The organism is Thioclava sp. DLFJ4-1, assembly GCF_002020145.1.
Taxonomy (GTDB): Bacteria; Pseudomonadota; Alphaproteobacteria; order Rhodobacterales; family Rhodobacteraceae; genus Thioclava; species Thioclava sediminum.
The window spans coordinates 523,483-543,842 of sequence record NZ_MPZT01000001.1 but is presented as its reverse complement, the minus strand read 5'-3'; the positions used below and the strand labels follow the sequence as shown (position 1 = coordinate 543,842).

General features: G+C 63.6%; 17 protein-coding genes. 7 read left to right on the top strand and 10 right to left on the bottom strand.

The window, feature by feature from the left end; all coding sequences use genetic code 11:
* Position 1 precedes the first annotated feature (1 nt).
* Genes BMI85_RS02585 through BMI85_RS02575 form a run of 3 tightly spaced genes read left to right on the top strand, consistent with a single transcriptional unit; the run spans position 2 to position 4,958 of the window.
* On the top strand, positions 2-2,152 hold the full coding sequence (locus BMI85_RS02585; protein ID WP_078599401.1) for a hypothetical protein: 2,151 nt from the start codon (positions 2-4) through the stop codon (positions 2,150-2,152).
* Positions 2,145-4,139, top strand: a complete 1,995-nt coding sequence (locus tag BMI85_RS02580) for a preprotein translocase subunit SecA (RefSeq protein ID WP_078599400.1) — start codon at positions 2,145-2,147, stop codon at positions 4,137-4,139. Before BMI85_RS02585 ends, BMI85_RS02580 begins: the two co-directional genes overlap by 8 nt.
* Before the next feature lie 12 nt (positions 4,140-4,151).
* Entirely contained in the window at positions 4,152-4,958 is an 807-nt protein-coding gene (locus tag BMI85_RS02575) for an efflux RND transporter periplasmic adaptor subunit (protein ID WP_078599399.1), read from the top strand.
* A gap of 54 nt (positions 4,959-5,012) precedes the next feature.
* Here the strand turns inward: BMI85_RS02575 and BMI85_RS02570 are convergent, their stop codons facing one another.
* From BMI85_RS02570 to BMI85_RS02550, 5 genes are all read right to left on the bottom strand, one after another.
* Positions 5,013-5,267 (bottom strand): hypothetical protein, encoded by a 255-nt coding sequence (locus BMI85_RS02570; protein WP_146683994.1) that lies wholly within the window; start codon positions 5,265-5,267, stop codon positions 5,013-5,015.
* 289 nt (positions 5,268-5,556) lie between these two features.
* On the bottom strand, positions 5,557-6,468 hold the full coding sequence (locus tag BMI85_RS02565; protein ID WP_093476858.1) for a glycosyl hydrolase: 912 nt from the start codon (positions 6,466-6,468) through the stop codon (positions 5,557-5,559).
* A gap of 32 nt (positions 6,469-6,500) precedes the next feature.
* On the bottom strand, positions 6,501-8,210 hold the full coding sequence (locus BMI85_RS02560; protein ID WP_246832489.1) for a glycosyltransferase: 1,710 nt from the start codon (positions 8,208-8,210) through the stop codon (positions 6,501-6,503).
* 101 nt (positions 8,211-8,311) lie between these two features.
* Positions 8,312-9,364, bottom strand: coding sequence for a UDP-glucuronic acid decarboxylase family protein (locus BMI85_RS02555; protein ID WP_078599397.1), 1,053 nt, complete (start codon positions 9,362-9,364; stop codon positions 8,312-8,314).
* A 315-nt stretch (positions 9,365-9,679) separates the two neighbouring features.
* Positions 9,680-10,111 (bottom strand): autoinducer binding domain-containing protein, encoded by a 432-nt coding sequence (locus BMI85_RS02550; RefSeq protein WP_078546411.1) that lies wholly within the window; start codon positions 10,109-10,111, stop codon positions 9,680-9,682.
* 126 nt (positions 10,112-10,237) lie between these two features.
* On the opposite strand from BMI85_RS02550, the gene BMI85_RS02545 reads away from it, so the two are divergent.
* Positions 10,238-10,813: a LuxR C-terminal-related transcriptional regulator gene (locus BMI85_RS02545; protein ID WP_168173940.1), complete on the top strand. Its 576-nt coding sequence runs from the start codon at positions 10,238-10,240 to the stop codon at positions 10,811-10,813.
* Between the two features lie 73 nt (positions 10,814-10,886).
* Positions 10,887-11,552 carry an acyl-homoserine-lactone synthase gene (locus BMI85_RS02540; RefSeq protein ID WP_078599396.1) on the top strand — a complete coding sequence of 222 codons (666 nt, stop codon included), beginning with the start codon at positions 10,887-10,889 and terminating at the stop codon, positions 11,550-11,552.
* Between the two features lie 102 nt (positions 11,553-11,654).
* Here BMI85_RS02540 and BMI85_RS02535 read toward each other — a convergent pair whose 3' ends face one another.
* The 4 genes from BMI85_RS02535 to BMI85_RS02520 all read right to left on the bottom strand — a co-directional run bounded on the left by BMI85_RS02535 (position 11,655) and on the right by BMI85_RS02520 (position 16,702).
* Entirely contained in the window at positions 11,655-12,086 is a 432-nt protein-coding gene (locus tag BMI85_RS02535; RefSeq protein WP_075776036.1) for a universal stress protein, read from the bottom strand.
* Positions 12,083-14,698 carry a TRAP transporter permease gene (locus BMI85_RS02530; protein ID WP_143594963.1) on the bottom strand — a complete coding sequence of 872 codons (2,616 nt, stop codon included), beginning with the start codon at positions 14,696-14,698 and terminating at the stop codon, positions 12,083-12,085. Before BMI85_RS02530 ends, BMI85_RS02535 begins: the two co-directional genes overlap by 4 nt.
* Before the next feature lie 108 nt (positions 14,699-14,806).
* The gene (locus tag BMI85_RS02525; RefSeq protein WP_078519556.1) at positions 14,807-15,781 is read right to left on the bottom strand and encodes a TAXI family TRAP transporter solute-binding subunit; all 975 of its coding nucleotides are present in this window, start codon (positions 15,779-15,781) and stop codon (positions 14,807-14,809) included.
* A 57-nt stretch (positions 15,782-15,838) separates the two neighbouring features.
* Complete coding sequence (locus BMI85_RS02520) at positions 15,839-16,702, bottom strand: MurR/RpiR family transcriptional regulator (protein ID WP_246832468.1); 864 nt, start codon at positions 16,700-16,702, stop codon at positions 15,839-15,841.
* A gap of 141 nt (positions 16,703-16,843) precedes the next feature.
* Here BMI85_RS02520 and BMI85_RS02515 point away from each other — a divergent pair, with 141 nt between their 5' ends.
* Both BMI85_RS02515 and BMI85_RS02510 read left to right on the top strand, forming a co-directional pair.
* Positions 16,844-18,166, top strand: a complete 1,323-nt coding sequence (locus tag BMI85_RS02515; RefSeq protein ID WP_078599394.1) for an aspartate aminotransferase family protein — start codon at positions 16,844-16,846, stop codon at positions 18,164-18,166.
* Positions 18,163-18,915 (top strand): 3-keto-5-aminohexanoate cleavage protein, encoded by a 753-nt coding sequence (locus BMI85_RS02510; protein WP_078599393.1) that lies wholly within the window; start codon positions 18,163-18,165, stop codon positions 18,913-18,915. Before BMI85_RS02515 ends, BMI85_RS02510 begins: the two co-directional genes overlap by 4 nt.
* On the opposite strand, the gene BMI85_RS02505 is transcribed toward BMI85_RS02510, so the two are convergent.
* The gene (locus tag BMI85_RS02505; protein WP_078599392.1) at positions 18,912-20,336 is read right to left on the bottom strand and encodes a dihydrolipoyl dehydrogenase; all 1,425 of its coding nucleotides are present in this window, start codon (positions 20,334-20,336) and stop codon (positions 18,912-18,914) included. The two genes, BMI85_RS02510 and BMI85_RS02505, sit on opposite strands and share 4 nt — an antisense overlap.
* Positions 20,337-20,360: the final 24 nt, after the last annotated feature.

Genomic DNA, 20,360 nt, shown 5'->3' with positions numbered 1-20,360 from the left:
CATGGCCACCTCGCTCTTCTCTCCGTCTTGGTATCGGGTGAAGGATCTCAAACCGCGCCTGCGTAGACATGTCGCGATCCATCGGCACGATTATCGCGGGCGCGTCTGGTTCGTGGTTCAGGACATTGCGACGGGGCGCTTCCATCGCATCTCGCCGGCTGCGTGGCGGCTGGTCGGGCTGATGAACGGCAAGCGCACGATGGACGAGCTGTGGAACACCACCAACGAGCAGCTTGGCGAGAAGGCCCCCACGCAGGATGAGGCGATCCGGCTGATGGGGCAGTTGCACGCAGCCGACGCGCTGATCTGCGACGTGCCGCCCGACGGGCGCGAGCTGTTCCGCCGCTACCAGCGCCACCAGTCGATGCAGATCAAGCAGAAGATCTGGTCGCCGCTCGCCATCCGGATCCCTATCTGGGACCCGGACGCTTTCCTGACCCGCACCATGCCCTTCGTGCGGCCCTTCTTCACCCGCACCTTCGCGGTGATCTGGGTGCTCGTCGTGCTCGCGGGCTTCATCTTCGCCGCAATCAATTTCGGCGCGATCACCGACAATATCGCGGACCGGGTGCTGACTCCGAAGAACCTCTTCGTGCTCTGGCTGGTCTATCCGGTGGTGAAAGCGTTTCACGAATTGGGCCACGGATATGCGGTGAAGAAGAACGGCGGCGAGGTGCATGAAATCGGGATCATGCTGCTGGTTCTGGTGCCGGTGCCTTATGTCGACGCCTCGGCAGCCTCAGCCCTGCGCGACAAGTATCAGCGGATGCTGGTCGGCGGCATCGGGATCATGGTGGAGCTGTTCCTCGCCTCGATTGCGCTCTTCGTCTGGCTCAATGCCGAGACCGGCGCGGCCCATGCAGTCGCCTATAACGTGATGCTGATCGGCGGCGTCTCTACGCTTTTGTTCAACGGCAACCCGCTCTTGCGCTTCGACGGCTATTACGTCTTCGCCGATTGGCTGGAGATCCCCAATCTCGGCCAGCGCGCGAACCGCTACTACGCCTATCTCGCGCAGAAATACCTCTTCGGGATGAAGGAGGCGGAGCCCGTCACCTCGCTGCCCGCCGAGAAGCGCTGGTTCCTGTTCTACGGGATCGCCGCCTTCATCTATCGCCTCTTCATCATGTTCGCGATCATCACCTATATCGCCGGCCGCTTCTTCTTCATCGGCGTGCTGCTGGCGGCATGGGCGATCACGACACAGATCCTCGTGCCCATAGGCAAATCCATGTCCTTTCTGTCTTCCAGTCCGAAACTCCGCTCCAACAGGCCGCGTGCGGTCCTTGTGACAAGCGCGATCCTTGCCGCGCTCTTCGTGATCCTGTTCGTCCTGCCCGCGCCGTATCGATCCGTCGTCAGCGGCGTGACATGGCCCTCCGAGCAGGCGCAGGTGCGCGTCGGCACCAGCGGTTTCGTGACCGAGGTGCCTGTCGCGACCTATGACGCGGTGCAGCCGGGCGAAGTGATGATCAAGCTCGACGATCCGCTGCTCAGCGCGCGGCTCGATGTGCTGGACTCGCAACTGGCAGGGCTGGAACTGCAGCGTCAGGCAGCGGTGCGCACCGACCGGGTCGAGGCTGAGATGATCGCGGCGGAGATTTCCGCGACCCGCGAGGACCGCAACCGGCTCGCCCAGCAGCTTGACGAATTGTCGATCCGCGCGCCGCGCGCGGGGCTTGCCGTGGTGCCCAATGGCGAGGATCTGCAGGGCAGGTTCGCCAAGCGCGGGCAGGTGATCTCCTACGTTCTGACCGAGGAAGACACGGCCGCCTTGCGCGTTGTCGTCGGTCAGGACGATGTCGATCTGGTGCGCAACGCGACGGGCCGCGTCGATGTGATGCCGGTCGAATATGGCGGCCAAAGCTATCCCGCCACCATCGTGCGCGAAGTGCCCGGCGGAATCCGCGACCTGCCGACGCCCGCGCTGGGGCTGCAGGGCGGCGGCACCGTTCCGGTCGATCCGGGCGACACCAAGGGGCTGCGCACGCTGCAACGGGTCTTCGAGTTCGAGCTGGAGATGGCCCCCGATGCGGCGCTGCCGCTGCTAGGTCGTCGCGTCGAGGTGCGTTTCTCGCATGGCACTCTGCCGATCGGGTTTCAGGCCTATCGCGCGCTGCGCCAGCTGTTCCTGAGGCTCTACGATGTCTGAGATGCTCGTCCAGCGCCCCGGTCTGCTGACCGCCTTCTACCCCGAGCGCGAGGATGAACGCCTCGGCACGCTCGACCGGGTGATGGCGAGCGCGGTGGGGCGGGTGTCGCAATTCTTCTCGATCAAATCGGCGGCAGGCGCGGGCTTTTTGCGCCGTGTCGCGAAGGAGGAAAAGACGCTGGTGAAGCTGGAGGCGCATGCCTTCAACGCGGCCCGCGTCGAGGTGGCGCAGAAGCTGCGGGTGAAGGGGCTGCGCGCCGATCTGGTGGCCCGCGCCTTCGCGCTGGTGCGCATCCAGTCCGAACGCTCGCTGCAGATGCGCCCCTTCGACGTCCAGCTTCTGGGCGGGCGCGCGATGCTGCGGGGCCGGATCGCCGAGATGGACACGGGCGAGGGCAAGACCCTGACCGCCACGCTGCCTGCCGCGATCATGGCGCTCTCGGGCGTGCCGGTGCATATCGTGACGGTGAACGATTTCCTTGCCGCGCGCGACGCGGAATGGATGGGGCCGCTCTATCGGGCTTTGGGTCTCAGCGTCGGCATTATCGTCGAAGGTCTGAGCCCCGAGGAGCGTCAGGCGGCCTATGCCTGCGATATTTGTTACTGCACGAACAAGCAGTTGGCCTTCGATTACCTCAAGGACCGGCTGGTGCTGGAGGGAGAGACCCGCGCGCTGCATATGGCGCTGGAGGGGCTGTCGAAGACCGATCCGAAACGGCAGAGGCTGCTGATGCGCGGGCTGTGCTACGCGATCGTGGACGAGGCGGATAGCGTGCTGGTCGACGAGGCGCGCACGCCGCTGATCATCACCCGGGCCGGCGATCATTCGGGGCTGGAGCAGACCTATCAGCGCGCCGTCGAGATCGGTCGCAAGCTGACGCGTCCGCGCGATTTCACGGTGCGCGAGAAGGAATGGAAGGTCGAACTGACGGACCTCGGTAAAGCGCGTCTGCGCCAGCTAAGCGCGCATTTCGGCGGCGTCTGGGCCACCGAAATTCACCGCGAGGAACTGGCGCGGCAGGCGCTCTCGGCGCTGCATCTCTATCACCGCGACAAGCATTACATCGTCGATGAGGCGGGCGTTCAGATCGTCGACGAATATACCGGCCGCGTGATGTCCGACCGCTCGTGGGAGCGCGGGCTGCACCAGATGATCGAGGTTAAAGAGGGGTGCGAGATTACGGGTCGGCAGGAGACGCTGATCCGGATTTCTTACCAACGCTTCTTCCGCCGCTACCTGACGCTGGCAGGCATGACCGGGACCGCGGCCGAGGTCTCGGGCGAGCTGCGCGCGGTCTATCGGCTGCGCACGAAACGCATCCCGACGAACCGCCGCTCGCGCCGCAAGAACCTCGGTGAGCGCCATTACGCGACCGCCGATCAGAAATGGCGCGCAGTTCTGGCCGAGGCCAAGCGCGTCCATATGACGGGCCGCCCGATCCTGATCGGCACGCAATCCATCGCCGCCTCGGAAGAGATCAGCGCGCTCCTGACAGAAGAGGGGCTGACGCATCGCGTGCTCAACGCCCGCGAGACCGAGCACGAGGCCCATATCATCGCCGAAGCAGGCGGGCATGGGCGGATCACGGTCGCGACCAACATGGCCGGGCGCGGCACCGATATTCGCATCGACCAACCGATGCGCGATCTCGGCGGGCTGCATGTCATCGCGACCGGCCGCCACGACGCGCGCCGCATCGACCGCCAGCTGTTCGGGCGCTGCGGACGGCAGGGCGATCCGGGGAGTTTCGTCACCTTCGTTTCGCTCGACGACGATCTGCTGCGGGTCTTCTACGGCACGCGGCTTTCCGGTCTGACCCGCATGTTTTCAAGCGGGAAGGGGCGCGTGCCTTGGCTGATCGGCGCGCCCGTGACCCGGCTTGCGCAACGCGCGACCGAAGCGCGCCATTCCGGCGTGCGAAAGGCGCTTCTGCGCGCCGACGACAATCTCGAAGACCTGCTCGCCTTCAGCGGCAGGGGCAACTGAAAGGGACCACCCATGCGGCTTACTTCCATCACCCTCCTTCTCGCCCTCGGTCCCGGCGCGGCGCTCGCGCAGGATCAGGAGCGCTTCGATTGCCTGATCGATCCGGGGCAGGTGCTCGAGATCGGCTCGGCGGTGGACGGGGTGATCGATCAGGTCTTCGTCTCGCGCGGGGATACGGTGAAAAAGGGCGACCCGATCGCGAAGCTGGAATCCAAGGCCGAAGAGGCGCAGCTGACCTATGCGCGAGAGCGTGCGCAGGACGAGGGGCCGATCGACATCGCGCGCTCCAAAGTGGCGCTGCTGCAAAAGGCCGCCGACCGCGCGACCGAGATGGGCAAGCGCAACGTGATGGCCGATGCGCAGGTGCAGGAGGCCCAGACCAATGCCGAAGTGGCCCAGTTGGAGCTGCGCTCGGCCCAAATGGACCAGCATCTGGCGAAACTCGATCTGCAGAGGGTGGAGGCGCAGCTGGCGCGGCGTGAGATCCGCTCGCCGATAGACGGGTTGGTGATCACGCGGATGATGGGGCCGGGCGAATATGTCTACTCGCAAGCGCCGATCGCGCAGCTCGCGCAGATCGACCCGCTGCATGTCGAGGTCTTCCTGCCGACGTCGATGTATGACCGCGTCAAGAAGGATCAGGTGTTGAAGGTCTATCCCGCAGCGCCCGTGGGCGGCGAATACGATGCGACGGTGAGCGTCGTCGACAAGGTCTTCGATGCCGCGTCGGACACGTTCGGGGTGCGCCTCGCATTGCCCAATCCAGAGGGCAAGCTGCCCGCCGGGATCGACTGCACCGTCGGCTTCCTCGCCGAGTGAGCGTCACACGGCCCTGTCACGGCAGGGCCGTCACTTAAAGCGCAGGGGCGGCGTTCAGCGCTGGAAGCAGCTTGCTTTCTTGCCGAAACCGGCGGGCGAGCAAATCCATTTGCCCTTACCGATGAACCGGGTCTGCACGACGCGCGGCGTGGCTTGCGCTTTGCTGGTACGCCCGGCGAGCCAGTCAAATTTTGCGCCGCCCTGACCGGCGGTGCTTTTGGCGGAAACACGGATCGGTTTGAGGTCCAGCATGCCGGCTTGTTGCGCATGGGCGCTGCTCAGCGGGGCTGCAAAGATCAGGCCGGCCACGACAAGGCGGGCCGCTTTCACGGATAAAAACGTCATCGGAACTGTAATCCTGTCTGCTCACGTTGCGGTCTGACCCCTCCCGTCTGCGCGGAAGAGGGCCGATTGCGTCCTCGTGCCAGCAGGATTGGTCGATCTCAGCCTACGGGTCAAGTTGGTAGGTGACGTGGCGGGAAGCAGGCGGATTTGTGGCGAAATGCAAAGAGGCTGCGCGAGAGAAATTCCCGCGCAGCTTCAATGTCTTGTCTAGCAGTGGTGTTGTAGGCGAAAAATCGCCACTACCTATGGTGGCTCAGGTCAGAACTTGGTTCTTGATTCGCCAATCCGGCGCGCCGAAGCCTTCGGGCCACGGGTAAACCTCGCGCTGGTTGAAGTAACTGACACCGACGAGGCTCGGATAGTCGGGCAATTCCTGACGCACCCGGTCGCGCCACATCGAGACATAGGACTGGTTCCCGACATAGCCGAGCTCGGCCACTGCCACCGGTTTGCCATAGGTTGCAGCCCGCGCGTAGCGGGGCGCGAAAATGTCGTCGAAGGTCTGATCGCGCCCGAACTTGGCCTGGTCCCAAGCCTGCAACCCGAAGACCGTGAGGCCGACGATATCGGCGTAATCGTCACCCGGGTAATAGTCGCCCATGTTCTCGTCGCCAAGCGGGGACCACATCAGGTTGATCTTCGGCGCTCGGTCGCGGGCGACGTCGGTCATCCGGCGATAGGCCGCGATGTAGTCGTCGGGGTTCCAGTCCGACCAGATAAACTGGCCGGATTTATCGTCCATCTCATGAGCGAAGCGCAGCGTGACCGGGCTTTGCAGAGTCGCCAGCACATCGGCCACCGCGATCATGTTGGCGTCGTATTCGCCTCGCTCGATGCCACGGCGCAGATATTGCGCCGTGTTGCGCTCCGAGCGCGACCATGTCCAGGGCTCCAGCGTCACCAGAAGCGCGCGGTTTCGTTCGAGCGCGTAGCTGTCGGCATCGTTCAGCGAGGGAAGGAAAACGTCCTCCCAGGGCAGGAACAGGTGCTCGATCACCACGCCCGAAAGATCCGCAAAGTCACCATCGGGATCATAGACCCCGAACGGCAAGGAGCCGGGCGGCACGCTGACATCCGCAGCGAAAGCCGGCCGCGCCGATACTGTCAGTCCCAACGCCGCGGCACCGGCCATCATCTCGCGACGGGTCATCAAATAATTAGCCATGTCAGTCTCCTCCTTTTCAGTGCGAAGCCCCGTCACTTCCAGCTCGGTTTGACGTGGAACTTCGCTTGTCCCGGAGCGCCCATGCCGGCCCCCGAGACGATGTATTCGACCTTTGCGAGCTGAACCGATTTCAGCCCGATCATGAGCGCGTAGACGCTTTCGCCGCCGCGGAGCCAAAGGGCTCCGAAACTCAGCGAGACGATGACGCTCAGCGTGCCCATCTGAACCGCCATATCGCGCGGCCAGCCGCGCCAATCGATCTGAACGCGGCGCGCGCGCGCGCCGAAGATCACACTCAGCAAGACGAAATAGAACGCGGCGTTGAACATGGAGAGGAGGTAAAACCCGCGCGCCTCGATGACGTTGTCCACCAGAAGAACCGGCAGCAAGGCCCCCAGGGCCAGTCCACCGTAAACGGCGATGATCCGCTCGGGTAGCATCGTCGAGGCGGCTTCGCCTTTCGGGGTGATCCGAAAATCGACGAATTTTCCCGACAGCCTGTCATAGACGGCCATGACGCATCCCCAGAGCACCCAAGGCCATTGCATCATCACGAAGAGTGCTTTCTCCCACGCGATGATCTTGGCGTCGTGCGGACGGAAGAACTGATCGCGCCGCAGCATGAAGGCGAATATCAGCGTCACCGTGCCTGCGGGCAGCACATGTCCGATAAAGGCGGGATAGGTCACGTCGGCAAAGCGCATGTCGAAGCTGATGGCGATGATCGGGGCGACATACATCATCGACATCGAGAGCGCGAAGAAGACATACCAGCTTTGGCAGAGCACGAAGAGGAACTTCAGCCGCCACGGCATCTTGCCGACATAGTCCGGCATGTAGCGCAGAAGGAGGCTCAGCAGCGAGCGCGACCACTGGAACTCCTGCGTGATCAGGTCGGTCACAGTCGCCGGGCCATCGCCGATCGCAATCGCGTCGATCGCGTGAACGCCGCGCCAGCCCGCCGCGTTCATCAGGAGCGTGGTCGAGTGATCTTCCGCGAGTTCGGGACCTAGACCGCCAGCTTCCTTCAGCGCGGAGGTGCGCACAGCGTAATGAGAGCCGATGCACATCGGCGCGAATACTGCAGTGTAGCCCGCTTGAAAAACTCCGTGGAAGGCTGCTTCGAAATAGAGCCTCGTGCGCGCGGCCCAGCTTTCCTTGGCATTGGACGCACAGATCGACGGCGCACTGACATACCCCACCGCATCATCGGCGAAGGGGCGCAGCATCTCGCGCAGGTATCCCGGTTGCGGGACGTGGTCGGCGTCGAGCTGGCTCACGATGTCATAGTCGCGATAGCCCCAATGGTCGTAGAAATAGGCGAGGTTGCCCTCTTTGCAGCGCGTCCGGCGCGGCCATTCCTGCCGGTGGTAAGCCTCGATGCCGTGGCGGCTGGAGATCTTCACGCCGTGGATCTTGCACCATGCGCGCGTCTCGGGCGAGGGCGCTTCGTCGGCGAGCCACGTGTCATGCGGATAGTCCTGCGCGAGCATCGCCTCCAATGTCCGACGAACGACCGAAAAGGGTTCGGATGGAGTTTTCGTCGTGATCATCGCGACGCGCCACCGCCCCGGCTCCGGAAGAGGCGACGAGGGGCGGACCGCCTGCAGGAAGATCACGAAGAAGTAGATCTGCATTGCCAGAAGCCAGATCAGCACACCCGTGAGTATCAAATAGGGAACCGTCGCAAGGATATGCGACGGTGTCAGCCACCAGCTCCAGAAATAGACCGTCGCGAGCATCCACAGCGCAAACAGCACCCGATAGCGCAGTGCCTGCCTCGGTGTGAGGATGGGCGCGAGGTGTCCGGCCTCGATCGCAGCGCGTATGTCGGGGCGCTGGATCATTCTGCGGCCGTTGCGGTTATCGGGGCGGTTGCGGTTTCAACGCCCGCTATCTCCGCCCGGAAATAGGCGATGGTCGGCACGAGACCGCTGCGCAGCGCGATCTCCGGACGCCAGCCCAGCCGGGTCTCGGCGCGGGTGATGTCGGGGCAGCGTTGCATCGGATCGTCGAGCGGCAGATCCGATACGACGAGCGGCGCGCGGCTCTCGCACATGTCGCGCACGATATGGGCCAGCTCGGCGACGGTATATTCGCCCGGATTGCCCAGATTGACCGGCTCGTGGCCGACCGTCTCGCTTTCCATCAGCGCGACCAGCCCGCTGATCAGATCGTCGACATAGCACAGCGAGCGCGTCTGCGTGCCGCCGCCATAGAGTTCAAGCGGCGTGCCGCGGATCGCTCGCGTCACGAAATTCGAGATCACGCGCCCATCCTCGGGGTCCATCCGCGGCCCGTAGGTGTTGAAAATCCGCGCGATGCGGGTGTCGATGCCGCGACAGGCCTGAAGGTCATGGAACAGCGTCTCTGCCGCGCGTTTGCCTTCGTCGTAGCAGGCGCGGGGCCCGGTGGTGTTCACCCGGCCGCGATAGTCTTCGCGCTGGGGCGAGATGTCCGGGTCGCCATAGACCTCGGAGGTCGAGGCTTGCAGGATGCGAGCGCCGGTCCGCTCTGCCAGGCTGAGAAGGTTCATCGACCCCGCGACGCAGGTCTGGAACGTGTGCAGCGGATCCAGCTGATATTTCGGCGGCGAGGCCGCGCAGGCGAGATTGTAGATCCGGTCGATCTCGCCATGCATCTGCAGCGGCGCGATGACGTCATGCCTGAGGAAGGTGAAATCGGGATGTCCCATGAGATGGGCGATGTTCTGTGTCCGCCCGGTCAGCAGGTTGTCGATGCAGATCACCGAGTGACCGGCCTCGATCAGCCGGTCGCATAGATGCGACCCCAGAAACCCGGCCCCTCCGGCAACGAGACAGCGCAACTGCCCCTTATGCCGGCGCGGCGGCGCCCAAGAGATATCTTGCGTCTCGAAACGTGGCAGATGCGTCATGTTCTCCCCCCACAGAAGAACGGCAACGACTGCCCAGTCCGGTTTGAGGTCAACTTTATCGCTCTGGGCCGGACCAGGCCCGTCGATCCCGATTACAGATATTTCAAAAGGGTAGGGGGCGATTTTCGGGCCGATCAAGCGAAAGCAAAGCATTTCGACCGAAATTCGGAAGGCCGAAAAAAATTGACCTTCCGATAGATGAAGTTTGCACGCTAAGGTTGAGTGGGGCGCTGCCGGCTCGACTTCTCGTCTTCGCGCCTATCCTTTGATTCGACTTGGACAATCGAGCCGAGAGAAGGGCAAAAGCGCCTTTTCTCAGAGGTCGGACAGGCCCGCCGTCAGGTTGTGCAGGCGCCGGGTCTTCTCAAGCAGGTCTTGCGCTTCATCCTCGGAGAAGGGGGCGCTGGACCGGGTGAACCCCGAAATCGAGCGCGAGCCGTTCTCCAGCACTGCGCAGGTCAGGCCATTATAAAGTCCGTGGGATTTCGCACCTTTCAGAACCCCCTTGGGGTCGTCAAGATCTTCCCACCGCACGATACCCACATGCTGCAAGCCCCACAGGACGACAGGGTCGTCCATCATCATGCCCTTTTCGCTATATTCGTCGATCCATGGCTCGGGATATGTGCGATAAAGGATGTTCGGGCGAGTGAAGCGGATATGCAGGGCAAATGCGAAACCAGTGTCGCAGGTTTGCCCGAGGTCCTCTAGCAGGCTGGCGATTTCCTTGCGGTTTGCTGTTTCCATCACGGGAATTCGTCTTTAGGTTGTTGGTACAAGGCTGCAGCGACGCGTGCGACGGTAGGCTGCGACCGCAGTGAGTGCAAGTGAATTGACCATCAGAATATGGAACTGAGGGATTGCGAAAAGCGATTGAATGAAATCGCCCCGGCCGGGTTTTACCTCGCGCTCAGGGTTGGATATGCATTTCCCGAAGCCGAACTCAACCGTCTGAACAGCGACTGGGTCGACATGTACACCCAGCACGGTCTGGTCGTGCAGGACCCTTCGATGCACTGGGTCTATCACAATGTCGGTTACGTGCGCTGGGTCGACCTGAAGGACGATCCCCGAGACGTCGTCGGCATGGCCCGCCGGATGGGGCTGACCTACGCCGCCACGATCTCTTACAACACGCCAAGCGATGCCGGGCGACGCAGCCACGCGGTCCTGTTCCGATCGGATCGCGATTTCACCGATGCCGAGCTTCATGAAGCTTTCGATATGCTCAAGGCCTTGCATGTCGACGCCTCGCAACGCTCGCTCACGGATGCCGAAATCGAGGCGATCCGCTTCCGCGCCGACGGGCTCTTGATCAAACAGATCGCCGCGGAACTCGCAATTTCCGAAAGCGGCGTCAAAGCGCGGCTGTCTTCTGCGAGCCGAAAACTGGGAGCGCGAAATGCGATTGAAATGCTCGCAATCGCGACTTCAAGGCGACTGATCTAGGTTTATACAACCTAAAAGAGTGAATTTTTCACAAATCCGTGGTTTCGATGGAGCTATCCAGAAGGAGGCTCCAATGCAAAACTGCACTTTCGAATTCTCGCAACTTCACCGCTTCGGCACCGCTTTTTACGACTTCCTGCGCCTGCGCAAGGAGGTCTTCGTCGACACGCTCGGTTGGGACGTGCCGCATAATGACGAAGTAGAAATGGATCAATACGATACGCCCTTGGCGCATTACTCGCTCGTGCTGAAAGACGGGCAGGTGGTGGGCGGGGCACGGGTCATGTCCACCGCGGCGATCTGGGGCGGCAATACCTACATGCTGCGCGACGCGCATTTGGGGAAGCTGCCCCATATCCCGCCGGAAATCCTGCCGACCGAAATCGCGAGCGAGAGGGTCTGGGAATGCACGCGGCTCGTGATTTCCGACGCGCTCACCACGCAGGCGGAACGCTCGACCTGTCTGCGGCTCATCGTCGACGGGCTGGTGGAGCGCGCCAGGGAACGCGGCGCGGACGAGTTGATCTGCCTCTCCTCGCTCGCCCTGATGCGCGCGCTGCGCCAGCTTGGCTACGATGTGAGCCGGATGGGCCCGACCTATCGCAACGACGAGGATGGGCGCCAATACGCGGCGCTGCGGATGCCTGCGGAATATTCCACGCAGCGGCGTCGCGAAATGGCCGAAGCCTGTGTGATCGCAGCTCAATCGGCTCCGCGCCAGTTGCACACCGCCGCCTGATCTAGGGCAGCCTGTTCCGGGGCCGCCTGATCCGGGCTCCGATAGAAAAAGGGCGCGCCCATCGTCCGGGCGCGCCCTTAGCTTTCGGCGTCGGTCGCGCGCTCAGCGCACGACAAAGACGCAGCAATTCGAGTGTCGCACGACCCGCGCGGCGTTCGGCCCGAGCAGGTAATCGCTGAGATCGGGGCGGTGCGCCCCGAGCACGATCATGTCCGCGCCGTCCTTTTCGGCCAGCGACAGGATCTCGTGATAGGCGGTGCCGACGCCCACGATGTGGCGCACCTTCGCGTTTACCTCCGGGCCGACCACCTCGGCGACGAAGTCATGCAGCAGCTCGCGCGCATGCTCCTTCGCCTTCGCGGTGTGATCGTCCGAGAAGAAGGCCCCGACCACCGCCGAGCCGTAATCGGGCACCACCGTGATCACGTCGAGCTGGGCGTCTTCCATCTTGGCCAGCCGCGCCGCCCATTCGAGCACTTTGCGCTCGGTCTTGGGGCGGTTCATGTCGATCGCGCAGAGAATGGTATTGGTCATGCCGGTTCTCCTTCAGCAAAGGCCGCGTCATCGTCTTCCTTGCGCCGATTTTGCAGGAAAGCGATGAGCGCGAGAAGGGCGAAGGCGGGGATGAACATCAGCTCTTTGGGAAGCTGGTCGTTCGGCACCTTCACGTTGGACAGGGTGACGGGATTGTCGCCATAGAAGTCGAAGCCCTGCAGTTTGGTCTGCAGCTCCGTGCCGAACATCGGCTCGTCCGCGACCATCTTGCCGTCCGTCTCGGTGAAGCTCAGGCCGAGCTTGTCGAGCCGGTCCTGACCCGTCGCGCCCTCGGGCACCTTGACCAGCACCGTCATGTCCTTCGGATCGCCCGTCGTGTAATCGGGCCCCGAGAAGACCAGCCGCAATTCGCGACCGACCGGCGCCTTGTCGAGACGCTGCGTGATATTGGCAGGCGGCACCTCGTTATAGGGCGGCTCGATCATGTTCATGAAATAGCCGGGACGGAACAGGGTGAACGCGATCAGAAGCAGCGCCACCGTCTCCCAGATCTTCGAACGGGTGATGAACCAGCCCATCGTGCCTGCGGTGAAGACGAGGATACCGATCGTCGCCACGATGAAGACGAAGATCGCCTGATACCAGGTCACGTCGATCAGCAGCAGGTCGGTGTTGAAGATGAACACGAAGGGCAGGGCGACCGTGCGCAGCGAATAGAAGAAGGCGGTGAAGCCCGTCTTGATCGCATCGCCACCAGAGACCGCCGCCGCCGCGAAACTCGCTAGCCCCACCGGTGGTGTCACATCTGCCATGATCCCGAAGTAGAACACGAACAGGTGCACCGCGATCAGCGGCACCACGAGGCCCGACTGCGCGCCCAGATGGACGACCACGCCCACCATCAGCGAGCTGACGACGATGTAGTTCGCCGTGGTCGGCAGGCCCATCCCGAGGATCAGCGACAGGATCGCCACGAAGATCAGCATCAGGATCAGGTTGCCGCCCGAGAGGAACTCGACGAAATCGGCCATCACCTGACCGATCCCGGTCAGCGAGACGGTGCCCACGATGATCCCGGCGGTGGCCGTGGCCAGACCGATCCCGATCATGTTGCGCGCGCCGTCGATCATGCCGCCGATCAGGTCGAGAACGCCTTCACGGAAGCGGCTCATGGGCGCGCTTTCGCCGCGGAACATCGCCTTGAGCGGTTTCTGCGTGAGCAGGATGAAGAACAGCAGGAACGAGGCCCAGAAGGCCGACAGGCCCGGCGACTTGCGCTCGATCATCAGGAAATAGACCAGCACGACGATCGGCAGCAGGTAGTAGAGGCCCGCCTTGTAGATGTCCTTGATCTCGGGGAGCTTCACGATCTCCGAATTCGGATCGTCCGGTTCCAGATCGGGGGCTTTCGCGGCGACCCAGACGAGCCCGAGATAGACCACGACGACGAGCAGGGCGAGAACCCAGGCCGCGCCCTCGGGCACCATCGAGGTGATGAGGCGCACCGGGAATTGGGTGGCGTAACACAGGGCCGCGAAGCCCGCGAAGAAGGCGAACATGCCAAAGGCGGTGCGCCAGACCGAGACCACGCGGTCGCCGATCGTCGGCATCCGGTTCTTCACCGCCTCGAGATGCACGATGTAGAACAGTGCGATGTAGGAGATGATCGCCGGGATGAAGGCGTGTTTGATGACCTCCAGATAGGAGATGCCGACATATTCCACCATCAGGAAGGCGGCGGCCCCCATCACCGGGGGCATGATCTGGCCGTTGACCGAAGAGGCCACCTCGACCGAACCCGCCTTCTCAGCCGAGAAGCCCACGCGCTTCATCAGCGGAATGGTGAAGGTGCCGGTGGTGACGACGTTCGCGATCGACGAGCCCGAGATCAGGCCGGTCGCGGCGGAGCCCACGACGGCGGCTTTTGCCGGGCCACCGCGCAGGTGGCCGAGCGCACCAAAGGCCATCTGGATGAAGTAGTTGCCCGCGCCGGCTTTCTCGAGAAGCGCGCCGAACAGCACGAAGAGGAAGACGAACTTGGTCGAGACGCCAAGCGCGATGCCGAATACCCCCTCGGAGGTGATCCACATATGCGACATGGCCTTGCGCAGGCTCGCGCCGGCCCAGCGGATCTGTTCGGGGAAGAACTCCGACGAGCCGAAGAAGACGTAGCACAGGAACACGATCGCCAGCAGGACCATGATCGGCCCGAGCGTGCGATAGGCTGCGATGAAGAGGAAGATGATGCCGAGGACCGAGATATAGGCGTCCTGCATATCCGCGAGCCCGCCATTGTCGACGATCTTCTGGTAGAAGAAATAGCCGTACATCGAGAGCAGCGCACCGCCGACCGCGAGGATCCAGTCATACCACGGCACATGGTCCTTGGGTGAAGATTTGAACAGCGGATAGGCCATCGCCGAGAGGAAGATGGCATAGGCCAGATGGATCTGGCGGGCGTTGTTGATCAGATCGCCCGGCAGCACATACGGCCCGATGGGCGAGGCCAGAAGTACCTGAAAGATCGACCAGCTCAGCGCCACCACGGCGACCATGAGCCCGACCCAACCTCTGGGGCTGCGCGCCCCGCTGTCAGAAGCCTGGACGAGCTCCTGTAATTCCTGTTCGTTCAAGGCGCGATTTTCCGCCATCGTTCCCCCTAGCGGCCCCCAGGGCCGTCCGCCTGTTCCGGCATGATCTTAAAGCTGAAACTAAAAAAGGCGGGCACGCAAGCGCGCCCGCCCAGGTATGTGCAGGGCTTATTTGATCCAGCCCTGCTCCTTATAGTACTTCAGAGCGCCCGGATGGATCGGAGCGGAGATGCCCTTGGTGACCATCTCTTCCGGCGTCAGATGCGCGAAAGCCGGGTGCAGCTTCTTGAACTCGTCGAAGTTGTCGAAGACCGACTTCACCAGAGCGTAGACGACATCATCGGGCTCATCGGCCGAGGTCACGAGGGTCGCGCGCACACCGAAGGTCTGGGTGTCGTCGGGGTTGCCGCGATACATGCCGCCCGGAATGGTGGCTTTCGCGTAGTAGGGGTTGTCGGCGACCAGCTTGTCGACCGCGTCACCCGTGACGTTCACGAGGGTCGCGTCGCACGAGGTGGTGGCTTCCTGGATCGAACCCGAGGGGTGACCCACGGTGTAGACCATCGCGTCGATCTGGTTGTCGCAGAGCGCTTTCGACTGCTCGGCTGCCTTCAGCTCGGTGGCGAGCGCGAAGTCCGAGGTTTTCCAGCCCATCGCGTCCATCAGCACTTCCATCGTGCCGCGCTGACCCGAACCGGGGTTGCCGATGTTCACGCGCTTGCCCTTGAGGTCGGCGAAGTTCTTGATGCCGCTATCGGCACGCGCGACGACGGTGAAGGGCTCGGGGTGGATCGAGAACACGGCGCGCAGCTTCTCGAACGGACCCTGATCGGAGAACTTCGAGTCGCCCTTGTAGGCGTGGTACTGCCAGTCCGACTGGGCGATGCCAAAGTCCAGTTCGCCCGAACGGATGGTGTTGATGTTGTAGACCGAACCGCCGGTGGATTCGACCGAGCAACGCACGCCGGTTTCTTTGTGGCTCTTGTTCATCAGGCGGCAGATCGCGCCACCGGTCGGGTAGTAAACGCCGGTGACGCCGCCGGTCCCGATGGTGATGAAGGTCTCGTCGGCTGCGTTCGCCGCGGGCGCGAACAGCGCACCGGCGACGGCCGCGATGGCCCCGAGTTTGAAGAACTTTTTCATTGAGTAACTCCCGTTGGTCGTTTTTGGGTCTCGGTTCAAAGATACGGTCCGCTTCGGTCAGCGCGCATAGACTTCGTCGAGAAGCCTGTTGCGCCGTTCGACCTCGGCGATCCGTTCGGTTGCGCGGGGTCCCGCGCGCTTCGCCACCAGCGCCAGAATTGCTTCGAGCAAGAACAGCGTGGCGACGTAACTCGTGTAGAAATGCGGGCTGTCGGTGGGCACGATGAAGGTCTCATCGGCCGCGTGCAGCGCCGGACAGGTGCGGCTGTCGGTAATAAGCGCGACATAGGCGCCCTGTTCATGGGCATGGATCGCGCTGCGGATGGTGGAGCGCGCGAAGGGCGGCTTGGTGATGACCAGAACCGCGTCGCGCTCATCGAGCCCGGCGAGCGTGGCGCCCAGAGACGAACCCGCCCGTGCGCCCAGCTCCCAGTTGTCGCCTAGGAAATTGGCGATATAGGCGGTGTATTCCGCGATCCCCGTCGAACCGAGCGCACCCAGAAGCACCACCCGGCGCGCGGCGGCGAGCTTGTCGGCCACGGCCTCGAGTCGTCCCGGCTCGATTGCGGCGGTTAGGGCTGCGATATTGTCCTGCGTGGCCGCGGCATAACGGTTGAGGAAGCTGCTCTGCGGATCGGCGGCATCCTTCTGCAGTCGATCGGCGCGGTCCGCGAAGGGGGACACACGGCGACCGATCTGGTCGCGCATGGTCTCGCGCAGCTCTTCGAAATTCTCGTATTCGAGCGCATGGGCAAGGCGGGTGAAGGTCGCGGGCGCAAGGTTCGATTCGCTCGCCAGCGTGCGCAGCGAACGGGTGGCGATGCTCACCGGGTTGTCTGCGATATAGTCTCCCGCCTCACGCAAGCGCGTGGAAAGGTTGCCATATTGCGCAGCCAATCGCTGTTCGAAACTGCCGGACAATGCTCCTCCCCAGGTTCCATCACCAGTTATCGCGTTGAGGTGACCGTTTCAATTGTTTCATATATTGTCAATGCGTAAAACATATGTTTCATGGGGTAATCAGCGATCCTCACGCATTCTTGTCCCGAAGGAGGGACCGATATGAGTCACGTATTCCCCCGCCACACGAAGTCCAATCCGCCCTTGGCGGTAAAGGGCGACGGTATCTACATTCTCGATGCCAACGGGAAGCGATATCTCGATGGGTCCGGGGGCGCGGCGGTGTCCTGCCTCGGTCACTCTGACGCTGACGTGACTGCCGCGATCAAGGCTCAGATCGACAATATCGCCTTCGCGCACACGAGTTTCTTCACCTCCGAACCCGCCGAACGGCTGGCCGATCGTCTCATCGCTCACGCACCGGGGAGCCTCGAGCGCGTCTATTTCACGTCCGGGGGATCGGAGGCGGTGGAGAGCGCGCTGAAGATGGCGCGGCAGTATTTCGTCGAGAAGGGCGAGCCGAGCCGGTCGCATTTCATCGCGCGCCGCCAGTCCTATCACGGCAACACGCTGGGCGCGCTGGCCGCTGGCGGCAATGCGTGGCGCCGGGAGAAGTTCAACCCGCTGCTGATCGACGTGAGCCACATAGCACCCGTGCATGAATACCGCTGGCGCGAGGAAGGCGAGACCGCCGAGGAATACGGTCTGCGCGTCGCCAATGAGCTGGAGGCCGAGATTCAGCGCCTCGGGGCGGAGAACGTGATCGGCTTCATCGCCGAGCCGGTCGTCGGCGCCACGATGGGCGCGGTGCCGCCGGTGAAGGGCTATTTCAAGCGCATCCGCGAGATCTGCGACCAATACGGCATCCTGCTGATCCTCGACGAGGTGATGTGCGGGATGGGCCGGACCGGCACGCTGTTCGCCTGCGAGCAGGATGGGATCGCGCCCGATATCGTCACCATCGCGAAGGGGCTCGGTGCGGGCTACCAGCCCATCGGGGCGGCGCTCTGCACCTCCGAGATTTACGACGCCTTCTTCAACGGCTCGGGCTTCTTCCAGCACGGCCACACCTATATCGGCCACCCGACCGCGACCGCCGCGGGCGATGCCGTGGTCAAGAAGCTGACCGAGGGCGGACTGGTCGCGCGGGCGGCGCAGCAGGGCGAAGTGCTCGACGCGGCGCTGCGCGAGGCCTTCGGCCAGCATCCGCATATCGGCGACATCCGCGGGCGCGGCATGTTCCGCGGGCTGGAAATCGTGGCCGACCGTGCCACGAAAGAGCCGATGGACCCGGCCAAGGCAATCAACAAGAAGCTCAAGGCGGCGGCTTTCGAGGCCGGGCTCGTCTGCTATCCGATGGGGGGCACGATCGACGGCCAGCGCGGCGACCACATCCTGCTCGCGCCGCCCTTCATCATCACCGACGACCAGATCGGGGAATTGGTGGACAAGCTCGGCACCGCGATCCGCGAGGTTCTCGGGTGAGCCTGCCGCATATCATGGTCGCGCCGAACGGGGCGACCAAGACGAAGACCGATCACCCGGCGCTGCCGATCACCTTGGACGAGATTGCGCAGACCGCGCTGGCCTGCCGCGACGCCGGGGCAGGGGCGCTGCATCTGCATCTGCGCGACGACGCGGGCGGGCATCTGCTCGATAGTGGCGCCTATGCCGAGGCGCTGGCTCATCTGCGCCCGCTTCTGGGCCAGATGGCGATCCAGATCACCACCGAGGCCGCAGGGCGCTACGAACCGGGGCATCAGCGCTATGTCGCGTTGAACTCGGGCGCGCAGATGGTCTCGGTCTCGGCGCGCGAGATGCTGCGCGACCACGAATTGCAGGCAATACGGTTTTACGAAGAGGCAGCGGAACGTGGGATCGCGATCCAACATATCCTCTATTCCCGCGAGGATGCCGAGGCGCTGGTGCATGTACTGCCGGATCGCCTGCTGCGCGATCCCGGGCTGCAACTGATCTTCGTGATGGGTCGCTATGTTGCGGGGCAGGTCTCGACGCCCGCGATGCTCGATCCGTTCCTCGACTGGATGCAGGCCGAGGCGATCACCCCTGACTGGGCGATCTGCGCCTTCGGCTCGGGCGAGACCGACTGCCTGCGCAATGCGCTCGCCAAGGGCGGCAAGGCGCGGGTCGGGTTCGAGAACTCGCTGGTGATGGCGGACGGCACCACCGCGCACGACAACGCCGCGCGCGTGGCCGAGATCGCAGCCCTTTAGTCGAGTGCCGGATGCCCTTTCTCGGGGCAATCGGAGAGGTCCGACCGGTCTTCCTCGGGAAGCTGCTTGGAAATTTCGCGCAGCGCGCTCCGCAGGCCTTCCTCCATCACCGGGTGATAGAAGGGCATCGCCAGCATGTCGAAAACGCTCATGCCCGACTGGATCGCGAGGCCGAAAAGATGCGCGAAATGCTCTCCCTCGGGCAGCGCCATCTCGCAGCCCAGCAGCTTGCCGGTTTCGGGCTCGGCATAGACGCGGAGCATGCCATACGCCTCTTCGGCCAGCCGGGCGCGCGATTGCGTCGCGAAATCCGCGCTGCCGATCAGGATGTCCTGCCCGTCGAGATCCTTGAAGCTTTGCCCCACGCGCACCGCATTGGGCGCGCTGAAGGCGATGGCCATCGAGGTCCGGCGGCGATAGCAGCGCGGGGTCTCGGCTACCGCGTTGCGCCCCGCGATATGTCCCTCGTCGGCGGCTTCGTGCAGGATCGGGCGGATCGCATTCGCGTCGCCCGCGAGGAACACCGGCAGATCGCCGATCCGGGTAGTGGTGGCGTCGACTTCGGGCATCCCGTGATCGTCGAGCGGCACGCCCAGCGTCTCCAGTCCGAGCCCAGCAATATTGGGGCGGCGGCCCATCGCGGCGAGTACGGCGTCGGCCTCGAATTCCGCGCCGCCCGCGCCTTTCACGATCAGGCTGCCCGCGTTGCCTTCGGAAATCTCCGCAGGCGCGCCCAGATGCAGCGGCAGCTCCGCCGCGATGGCGTCGCGCAAGACCGCTGCGACCTCCGGGTCGGTCATGCCGGCAACGCTTTCCAGCGCATCGAAGCCCGCGACCTCGATCCCCATCCGGGCCATCGCCTGCGCCAGTTCCACGCCGATCGCGCCCATGCCGATCACCGCGATCCGCTTGGGCAGATCGTCAAGGGTGAACAGCGTGTCGGTGGTCAGGATACGCTCGCCAAAGGTCTTCCACGGCCCCGGCAGCACCGGCGACGAGCCCGTCGCGAGGATGATCGCATCGGCGGTCACCTCGCCGTGGCCCGCGATCTCGATCCGGTTCGGGCCGAGGAGCGTCGCGCGGCCCGAAATCGCCTTGTCGCCAAGGGTTTTGGGAACCTTGCGCGGCGATTTCGTGAACCCGTCGCGCATCCGTTTCATCCGCGCCATCACGGAGGGCACATCGATGCGCAGCGCCTCGGTGCCGGAAATCCCGAAGGCCTCGAAATCGTGGCGGCGGTGGAAGGCGTTGGCGGCTTCGATCAGCGCCTTGGAGGGCATGCAGCCGCTTTCGGCACAGGTCGTGCCCCAATGGCCGTCGTTGACGATCAGGAAGTCATCGGTCGCATGGCGCACTTCGCGCAGGGCAGACAGCCCGGCCGAGCCAGAGCCGATGATAACGACACGCGCGTGTTGTGACATGAAACCTCCGCTGATCTGTCGTGA